This window comes from Arthrobacter humicola (genome assembly GCF_022803015.1).
GTDB lineage: Bacteria > Actinomycetota > Actinomycetes > Actinomycetales > Micrococcaceae > Arthrobacter > Arthrobacter humicola_A.
The window spans coordinates 1-513 of record NZ_JAFKON010000035.1 but is presented as its reverse complement, the minus strand read 5'-3'; the positions used below and the strand labels follow the sequence as shown (position 1 = coordinate 513).

Here is a 513-nt window from a genome sequence, read left to right as displayed (position 1 = left end):
TCAACCGAGGGGTAGAGCGGGTGGGCGGCGGCGAGGGCCTGAACCCGGGTGCGCAGACCGGAGAGGTCCGCGCCGGCGTCGGCGATCAAAGCCTCAGCGATGATATCGGCAACCTCGGCGAAGGCCGGCTCGCCAAAACCGCGGGTCGCCAGCGCCGGGGTGCCGATCCGCAGCCCGGAGGTGACCATCGGCGGGCGCGGATCGAACGGGACGGCGTTGCGGTTGACGGTGATGTCGATTTCCGCGAGCCGGTCCTCGGCCTGCTGACCGTTGAGCTCGCAGTCGCGCAGGTCCACGAGGACCAGGTGCACGTCGGTGCCGCCGGAGATCACGTTGATCCCCTGCGCGGTCACGTCGTCCTGGACCAGCCGCTCGGCAAGGATCCTGGCACCGGCCAGGACACGCTCCTGGCGTTCCCTGAACTCTTCGGACGCGGCGATCTTGAAGGCCACGGCCTTGCCGGCGATGACGTGCTCCAGCGGGCCGCCCTGCTGCCCGGGGAACACCGCCGAG

General features: G+C 70.6%; 1 pseudogene. It reads right to left on the bottom strand.

Going from position 1 to position 513, the window contains the following annotated elements:
• A pseudogene (locus ARTB_RS21335) lies at positions 1–513 on the bottom strand (serine hydroxymethyltransferase); the annotation flags it as partial.